General features: G+C 60.2%; 8 protein-coding genes and 1 pseudogene. 1 reads left to right on the top strand and 8 read right to left on the bottom strand.

From position 1 onward, the window contains the following. The 6 genes from D9R08_RS18765 to D9R08_RS18740 all read right to left on the bottom strand — a co-directional run. Nucleotides 1-316: hypothetical protein (locus D9R08_RS18765; protein ID WP_147450735.1), on the bottom strand; the 316-nt coding region annotated here is incomplete at its 3' end. 58 nt (nt 317-374) lie between these two features. Beyond that, nucleotides 375-770 (bottom strand): hypothetical protein, encoded by a 396-nt coding sequence (locus D9R08_RS18760; protein ID WP_121899649.1) that lies wholly within the window; start codon nt 768-770, stop codon nt 375-377. Between the two features lie 164 nt (nt 771-934). After that, a complete protein-coding gene (locus D9R08_RS18755) occupies nt 935-1,552 on the bottom strand; it encodes a DUF6990 domain-containing protein (protein WP_121899648.1) in 618 nt (205 codons plus the stop codon). Nucleotides 1,553-2,339: 787 nt separating this feature from the next. Beyond that, nucleotides 2,340-3,143 carry a metal ABC transporter permease gene (locus tag D9R08_RS18750; protein ID WP_121899647.1) on the bottom strand — a complete coding sequence of 268 codons (804 nt, stop codon included), beginning with the start codon at nt 3,141-3,143 and terminating at the stop codon, nt 2,340-2,342. Further along, nucleotides 3,143-3,877: a metal ABC transporter ATP-binding protein gene (locus tag D9R08_RS18745; protein WP_121899646.1), complete on the bottom strand. Its 735-nt coding sequence runs from the start codon at nt 3,875-3,877 to the stop codon at nt 3,143-3,145. The genes D9R08_RS18750 and D9R08_RS18745 overlap by 1 nt, the downstream gene beginning before the upstream one ends. After that, complete coding sequence (locus tag D9R08_RS18740; protein ID WP_233557586.1) at nt 3,874-4,377, bottom strand: Fur family transcriptional regulator; 504 nt, start codon at nt 4,375-4,377, stop codon at nt 3,874-3,876. The genes D9R08_RS18745 and D9R08_RS18740 overlap by 4 nt, the downstream gene beginning before the upstream one ends. Before the next feature lie 86 nt (nt 4,378-4,463). On the opposite strand from D9R08_RS18740, the gene D9R08_RS18735 reads away from it, so the two are divergent. Next, nucleotides 4,464-5,486: a zinc ABC transporter substrate-binding protein gene (locus D9R08_RS18735; protein ID WP_121899650.1), complete on the top strand. Its 1,023-nt coding sequence runs from the start codon at nt 4,464-4,466 to the stop codon at nt 5,484-5,486. A gap of 98 nt (nt 5,487-5,584) precedes the next feature. Here D9R08_RS18735 and D9R08_RS18730 read toward each other — a convergent pair. Together D9R08_RS18730 and D9R08_RS18725 are read right to left on the bottom strand one after the other, a co-directional pair. After that, a pseudogene (locus tag D9R08_RS18730) lies at nt 5,585-6,857 on the bottom strand (IS3 family transposase). A 754-nt stretch (nt 6,858-7,611) separates the two neighbouring features. Continuing rightward, nucleotides 7,612-7,800 carry a hypothetical protein gene (locus D9R08_RS18725; RefSeq protein ID WP_121899644.1) on the bottom strand — a complete coding sequence of 63 codons (189 nt, stop codon included), beginning with the start codon at nt 7,798-7,800 and terminating at the stop codon, nt 7,612-7,614. Nucleotides 7,801-8,030: the final 230 nt, after the last annotated feature.

The following is an 8,030-nucleotide window of genomic DNA, read 5'->3' as shown; positions in this document are numbered from 1 at the left end:
TGAAGGTCACCCAGTCCTTCAATAGATCCCCATCACAATTGCGCAGCTCTCCGAGGTAGAGGTATTCGCGTATCACGTCCTGCCCCATGCGCTCGAGAAAGTCCCTGCGTGCGAAGGCAACCTGCATATAGATATCGGCATCCATGTAGGGAAGGGCCGCAGAACGTGAGTCGATCTGAAAATCAATCGATGTCACGTCCGGCCTGGGCAACCGGCACGTTCTGCACATCCACGGATGATAGTCATTGCGGTTCACACCGGTCGAGCAGTGCGTCCCACTCATGTAGATCAGAAAATAGTCGGTTTTCTCATTCATGGTATTCGACTGAACGCCCCGTTTCTGATCGCCTGTCTGACCGCATTGTGCAACTGTGTCACCCCCAAGCTCTGCCTGTCAAACTGCCTCTACGTCCTCTGTAGAACCTGCAATGCATACGCTGGCCGAAGCTGTCGTAGTCATACTCCGCCGCCACCTCCCCGGTCGAGACCGACACTGCCAGGATTGCCGAGCCCAGGCGGTTCCGGAACAGCTCCAGCGCCGTGCCGCTGCCGCCCGCCGTGGTGCCTGCGTAGCGCTCGTAGGCCAGCGGCTCATCCACCTCCGGCCCGTGCAGCCAGCGCCGCACCAGCGTGTCGTCCTGGAAATCGAGCAGCACGTCGTTGGCGATCGTCGAATATGGGCTCCAGGGGTCGTAAACGAAGCTCTCCGTCACGCCGTCCACGGTGACCCCGATCCGGCGGTCCAGCGCGTCATAGGCGCAGGAGATCACCGAGACCCCGTCGGTCCAGCCGATCAGGCGGTTCTGGCTGTCGTAGGTATAGGTCTCGACCGCCCCCGTCGCCCGGTTGATCCGGTTGCCGCGGGTGTCATAGGCGTAGGTATAGGTGTCGTCCGAGAGGAGCTGGTTGTGGGGGTTGGTGTCGTAGAGCCCGCTTAGATGGACGCAGCTGGCGACCGGACTTCACCGCGTGCGATTACGCCCTCGGCATAGTCGATCGCTCTCGTAATGCTTTCGGTGTTAATGTGCAGGCGATTTGCAGGAATATGGCGACCGTGACCGAACTCTTCGAGATGACCAGCGGCGTATCGTTCTTTGTAATGTTTGAGTCGTCCGATGTCGCCGCAAAGAGCTAAGGCAGCGAGATGGTAAATCCCAAAAGCGTCAAATCCGAGCTCGAGTGATCGTTCACGATAGGCCTGCAGATGAGCATCCAGGTCCTGGACTTGTGCCCACGCTACCGCTTGATCGGCCGCAGAGGAAACGATGTGCGGTGTGATGGGTCGGGCTTCTATCCGGTTATACCGGTCTTCTACTGCGATGCTGCTTACCCTTTTTTTATCAAAGATGACTTCGACAGCGCGGCTAAACCAATCTGCCTCAAGCGCGCTGCGCGTCTCTAGTAGCTGAGGAAGCGTCGGTCCATAATTGCGCAGTTTCCAGCCCATCTCGACGACCCTGTCGTTGAGTCTCAACCTCGAAAAGCGATCATAGTCGACACCGTTCGTCCATCCCAGAGCCTTGAGCGTCTTTGCTACTTCGGCCGTGGTCATTCGCTATCTTCCTCCAAAGCGTATAGCCCGGACAGGGATCGGTCCTGACGGAACCCCAATTTCGAGCCCATCAAAAGCCCGTTCAACGCCTCGACTGACAGGCGTTGCCGACCCACCTGCACTGATTTCAGGGAAAACTTCCCTTTGGTTGCGTGTCAGCCGTCCCGCACCGGTTTTGATCTCAATGGCCCGGACAACACCAGACGGGGTTCTATACACCAAGTCAAGGCGCGTCGCCCGACCGCCAGCACCGCGGGTTCACGGAGACGATGCGTCCAGTTGACGGGTTAATCGTAACATTTGCGCTACCACCTCGGAAGGTTTGGTAAGGCAGTCCACGGCTGGCGACCCCAGCACGGACCAGTCTTGGGTTACGAAGCGCGTCCAATGTTGCAGCAGGCTGTGTTCCACCGCGAACCCCGGGGCCAGGTACGCCCTCGCCAGTCGCACGGTTCACACCGTGTCGAGTGTACCCCCTTAGGCGGACGAGCTAGCGGAGGTTTGGAGTGTCCGCTCTACGGGCTTCTCCGGGCATGGTATTCATTTACGCCATGAAGGTTTCACGGTGTTTTATCGAAGACGTGGCTGAGCGGTTGAGCGGCGGTCTGTGCTGACATCGGTGGCTTCGGGACATGTCCGCCGATCGTCGAATGCAGCCGGGCATTCCAGGCGCAGGCAGCCGAAGAGCTGGCCCTGTCACCGGAAGGATCGGCGGCCGCAGAGATGCAGGCGGACTATACCGTAATGCGCGGCCAGGCAGGGGCGCATCAACGCAACTGATCGGGCGTTACCTCGCCCGGATACCGGATCGAACCGCCCGAAGCAGGCTTGTTGCGGCGAAGCAAAGCGCCGCAACACAGACGATCGTTGGCCCGGCCGGCGTATCCAGCACATAGGAGCCACGCAGGCCGATCACGGCCGACGCAGCGCCTATTCCGGCCGCGATCAGCGCCATGCCCTCGGGCGTTCGGGACAGGGGCCTTGCGGCGGCGGCCGGTATAATCAGCATGGCCGCAATGAGAAGCACGCCGACGACCTTGATCGCGACGGCTACCGTGATCGCCAGCGACAGGGTGAGCACGAGTTGCTCTAGCTTGGGGTCAATACCGCTCGCGTAAGCAAGTTCCTCGTTGAGCGTCGTGGTCAGGAGTGCAGACCAACGCCACGCGATCAACCCGGCAACAAGCGCCGCCCCGCCCCAGATCACGGCGAGATCGCCACGCGACACAGCGAGGATGTCGCCGAAGAGATAGGCCATGAGGTCGATACGGATCCCCGACAGGAAGGACACCGCGACGAGGCCGAAGGCGAGCGCCGAATGCGCCAGCACGCCGAGGAGCGTGTCCATCGCGTAGCCCCGCCCGCTCAGCGCCGAGACGACGAACGCCATAATGAGCGCCACGGCAACAGCGCCCGCGAAGATCGATATCTCCAGCGCTAGCGCCAATGCCACGCCGAGGATCGCGGCATGGGCCGTGGCGTCGCCAAAATAAGCCATGCGCCGCCATACGACAAAGCTGCCGAGCGGCGCGGCCGCGAAGGCGACGCCAATGCCGGCGAGTGTCGCGCGGGTCATGAAGTCATCCAGCATCACTCGGCCGCCTCGTGATTGTGGGGGCCATGAGTATGGTCGTGCTCGTGCCGGTAAAGTGCCAGCGCGCCCTGGGTGCCAGTCCCGAAGAGGGCACGGTATTCCGGGGCCGAGGAGACATGTGCGGGTGTGCCATGGCAACAGACATGGCCGTTGAGGCAGATCACGCGGTCGGAGGCCGCCATGACAACGTGCAGTTCGTGCGAAATCATCAACACGGCGCAGCCGGTCTCGCGCCGGAGATCGTCGATCAGAGCATAGAAGGCGGCCGAGCCCGGTTGATCGAGGCCCGCCGTCGGCTCATCGAGGAGTAGCAGATCGGGCTTGGCAACAAGCGCTCGGGCCAGCAGCACCCTCTGCAACTGGCCACCCGAAAGCTCCGACATCTGCCGCTTTGTCAGGTCGGGCACGCCGGCGCGCGCAAGAGCGTCCACAATATCACCCCGCTCCGCGCCGCCTGGCAGCTTCAGAAACCGTTCGACGGTCATGGGAAGCGTCGGATCGATATGCAGCCGCTGCGGCACATAGCCGATCACGGCATTCGGCGCCTTGGCGATCCGCCCCGCCGCCGCGGGCACCGCCCCGACGATCGCGCGCAAAAGCGTCGTCTTGCCGGAGCCGTTCGGCCCGACAATGGTCACGATCTCGCCCGGTGCCACGTACAGCGAGACATCGCGCAGCACTTCGCTGGCGCCATAGCGGACATTCAGATGATCGACATCGATAAGGTTCATGCGCCAGTCTTCTCGGCGGATTTCCCGGCACAGGTGGGGCAAACGCCAAGTGCCTCGACGACGGTGCGCTCGATTTGGAAACCGGTCGCCTTGGCAGCCTCGCCCAGACTGCCGCGGGCTGGTGCCGACTGCGCCTCGGCCACGGCTTCGCACAAGCGGCAAATGAGGAAAGCAGGCGAATGGTTCTCACCGGGATGGGCGCAGGCAATGAATGCGTTCAGCCGCTCGATCTTGTGAACAAAGCCGTTCGCGACCAGGAATTCGAGCGCCCGGTAGGCTACAGGCGGCTGCGATCCAAAGCCTGCCTGATTCAGCCGGTCGAGGAGTTCGTAGGCCCCCATCGCCCGGTGTTCACTCAGCAGAATTTCCAGAGCAGCGCGGCGCACGGGCGTGAATCGCAGGCTCTCTGCAGCGCAATGGGCCTCGGCCGCAGCAATTGCGGTCTCGACGCATTGCCCATGATCATGGGCGTCGAACGCGACGGGGTCATGACCCGGCATAGCCGGCTCCGCTGCTGCTCCTCTTGTCATGTTATCTCATTTCCTGTATCCGGCATGTAACGTTATATAGTCACATGGAGCTCTATATGTCCAGAAACCTCTTTCCGCTGTCGCTGACTGCAACGCTGATGGCTGGAACCGCCTTGGCCGACGTGCCGAGCGTTGCGGTCGACATTGCGCCGGTGCACTCGCTCGTTGCGCAGGTGATGCAGGGTGTGGGCGAGCCGACTCTGATCGTACAGCCAGGCGGGTCGCCCCACGAATACAGCCTGCGCCCCTCGGAAGCGGCGGCGCTGCAGGATGCGGACATCGTCTTCTGGGTCGGCGAGGATCTGACGCCCTGGATGGCAGGCGCGGTCGAGACGCTGGCAGACGGGGCGGATGTCACGACGCTTCTCGAGGTGGATGGTGTCACGCTTCTCGACTTCCGCGAGGGGGCGCTCTTCGAGGCCCATTCCCACGAACATGGCGACCACGATCACGACCATGGCGAAGATCACGCGCACGACCACGACCATGGCGATGAGCACGATCACGACCATGCCCACGGCGATGAGCACGCGCATGATCATGATCATGACCACGACCATGCGCATGGTGAGCACGATCCGCATGCCTGGCTATCGCCGGATAATGCTGCCGTTTGGCTGAACGCAATCGCGGCCGAGTTGTCCGCCACCGACCCCGAAAATGCCGGTACCTATTTCGCCAATGCCGCCACGGCGCGGGAAGAGCTCGACGGCCTCGTGACCGAAATCAATGCAACGCTCGAACCGGTGCGCGGTCTGAGTTTCGTCGTTTTCCACGACGCCTATCAGTATTTCGAGACGGCCTTCGACTTCCCGGCCTCAGGGGCCATCTCGATCGGGGACGCTGTTGACCCGAGCCCGGCCCGTATCGCCGAGATCCAGGGGCGCGTTGCGGATGAAGGTATCCAGTGCGTGCTGTCAGAACCCCAGTTCGACCCTGGCCTCGTCGCAACCGTGATGGACGGGACCGAGGCGAACACGGCGGTGCTCGACCCGCTTGGTTCGGACCTTGAGCCCGGGCCTGACCTCTATCCACAACTCCTGCGCAACCTCGCAACCTCGCTCGCTGGCTGCCTCTGACGCGCACGCCATGACACCGGGCGTCACAGCACTGCGGTGGACGCCCCTTGTCCTTCTGCTGGTCGCAGGCTGGGCGGCGTACGAGCTTGTCCCGTGGGTCAGGCTGACCCACTGGACGGCCATGCAGCAAGAGGTCTTCCAGACCGAGATCGGGTGGTCCGGTTTGATTGTTGGTGCATCTTGGGCCTTTGGTCCATTGGGACGATGCTTTCCGGCGCGGGCGGCCGATAGCCGAGGGCGCTGTGCGGCCTGACGGTGTTGTAGTGGATCCACCATTCCTCGATCAGGATTTGGGCGTCTTTCAGAGTGTAGGACAACTCGCCATTGAGCAGTTCGTCGCGGAACCGGGCATTGAAGCTCTCGTAATATCCGTTTTCCCATGGGCTGCCTGGTTCGATGTAGGCGGTCTTGGCCCCGACCGCCGCGATCCAGTCGCGCACTTTCTGGGCGATAAATTCCGGCCATTGTCGGATCTTGTGTAGTCCGGTGGCCTGCGCAGGATGAGCAAATCCGTCAACGCATCCGGCACGTCCGTGGAGTTGAGCTTGCGATCGACGCGGATCATCAACGCCTCCCTCGTATATTCGTCACTCGACCATTGTCCTCGGACCAATGGCGGACAAGGTCTCGTTGTTCAGGGTCCGGTGGACCCGGCCGTCGGCGGTACGATCCTGGACGAAGTCATAGGACCAGACATGGTTGGGACGTTCCGGTCGAAGCCGCACGCACGACCCGTCGTTCAGCCAGAGCCGGGCTTTCTTCCTCTGCTTTTGCGGGACTTTCAGCCCTTCACACCGCCAGATACGCTCGACCCGCTTATGGTTCACGTGCCAGCCCGCGTTGTCGAGCAAGCCCGTCACCATGCGATATCCGTAGCGCCCATACTGATCGGCCAGCTCGATGATGTCGTCGGTCAGACGCTTCTCGTCGGCCCGGCTTTGGGGAACCTTGCGCTGCGTGGATCGATGCTGACCGAGCGTGCGGCAGGCGCGGCGCTCGGACACGCCAAGCGACTGCCGCACATGGTCGATGCACTCACGACGACGCGAAGGATGAGACCATTGTCCGCCATTGGTCCGAGGACAATGGTCGAATGAAGTTTCCCTTTGCGGCTTCAGTCAGAATAAGCTTGTCCAGTGTCAGGACCGACACAGCGCGACGCAGCCGCTGGTTCTCCTTCTCGAGCTCCTTCGGCCGGGTGAGCTGTGACCGCTGCATCCCGCCATAGAGCTTGCGCCATCGATAAAATGTCTGCTGCCTCACACCGATCCGGCGCACCGCCTCGGCGATCGTCGCCCCTTGTCCTTGCAGAACTTCAACCTGCCGAAGCTTCGATACAATCTCTTCGGCCTTCTCTCGCTTCCCAGCCATCGCTGATCCTCCAATTTGAGGGACAATCTATCTCAGTTGGTGGACCACTTTCAGGGGGCTACTACATAGGTTTTTGTAACAGCTAAGCCCTTGTTCGCTCACGCTCAGATTGCATGTGACAAAAACCACCGTTTCAGATAGATAGAAGCTCGTCAAATTTGGGTTTCTGATGCATAGCTTGATAGTTGAAAAATGAAATACACTTGTTTTGTGAATTTTTGCTTCGCCGCTATTATCGCTATCAATACCCCCCAGATCGTACTGGGAGACCAAAGCAATTATACGTGCAACTTCGTTCAGGCTTGTGATGACATCGGAAACGGGTGCGCTTTGCCAGCACTTCGATTAAATGTGGATCATTCAATGGTATTATTTGAATACGAGACAGAATCTGAAAATCGGCAAATTCTGCTAAACGCACTGGGTTTTGATGGATTGACGTTACTGACCATATCTCCGGAAGGACGCGCAAGACTAAGCGAGCATCGAGGCATTGAAACGACTAGCGGTCGCGCAATCAGCTATCATGGCATTTGTAACAATTAAAAAGGATTGGATCGGCAATGGGCGGAACGGATAATCTTGGAAGTTACGTAACTGAGATCGATGGAGTTCAGTATTTTCACTGACGGTATCCGGCATGCCGGATCATCATTTTCCGCTACTATTTGTTACATGTCAGTCGCACGTGATTACAAGAGCATCACCGATACTGGGCAGTGGCAAGTGACCGGGACGACTCAATTTCCCATCGTCAATATCGACAGCACCGGGCAAGTACGTGTGGGCGCGGGCCACGGTCCTTTGGATGTTGGCGTTGTGGCATGGCGTCCACGGTGACCGCGATCCGGCGATCCAGCGCGTCATAGGCGCAGGAGATGACCGAGACGCCGTCGGTCCAGCCGATCAGGCGGTTCTGCGAATCGTAGATATAGGTCTCCACCGCGCCCGTCGCCCGGTCCGTCCGGCTGATCCGGTTGCCGTGGGGGCCATATGCGTAGGTGTAGGTGTCGTCGGAGAGGAGCGACCGATAACGCTAATCGACTAGTCTCGGGTCATTGGCTGTGTACTCGTAAATGCTCGAAAGGCGAAGACGTCGAAGGTTCGCCACTCTAAATCAAAGTTAGGCCGGCTTCGGACATTTGAGTTCAACGGGTAAATCATCAAGCGGTT

Origin of the sequence: Rhodophyticola porphyridii, from assembly GCF_003688285.1 — a bacterium.
Classification (GTDB): domain Bacteria; phylum Pseudomonadota; class Alphaproteobacteria; order Rhodobacterales; family Rhodobacteraceae; genus Rhodophyticola; species Rhodophyticola porphyridii.
Note: the sequence above shows the minus strand (reverse complement) of the source record. Positions and strands in the feature narration are given on the sequence as shown.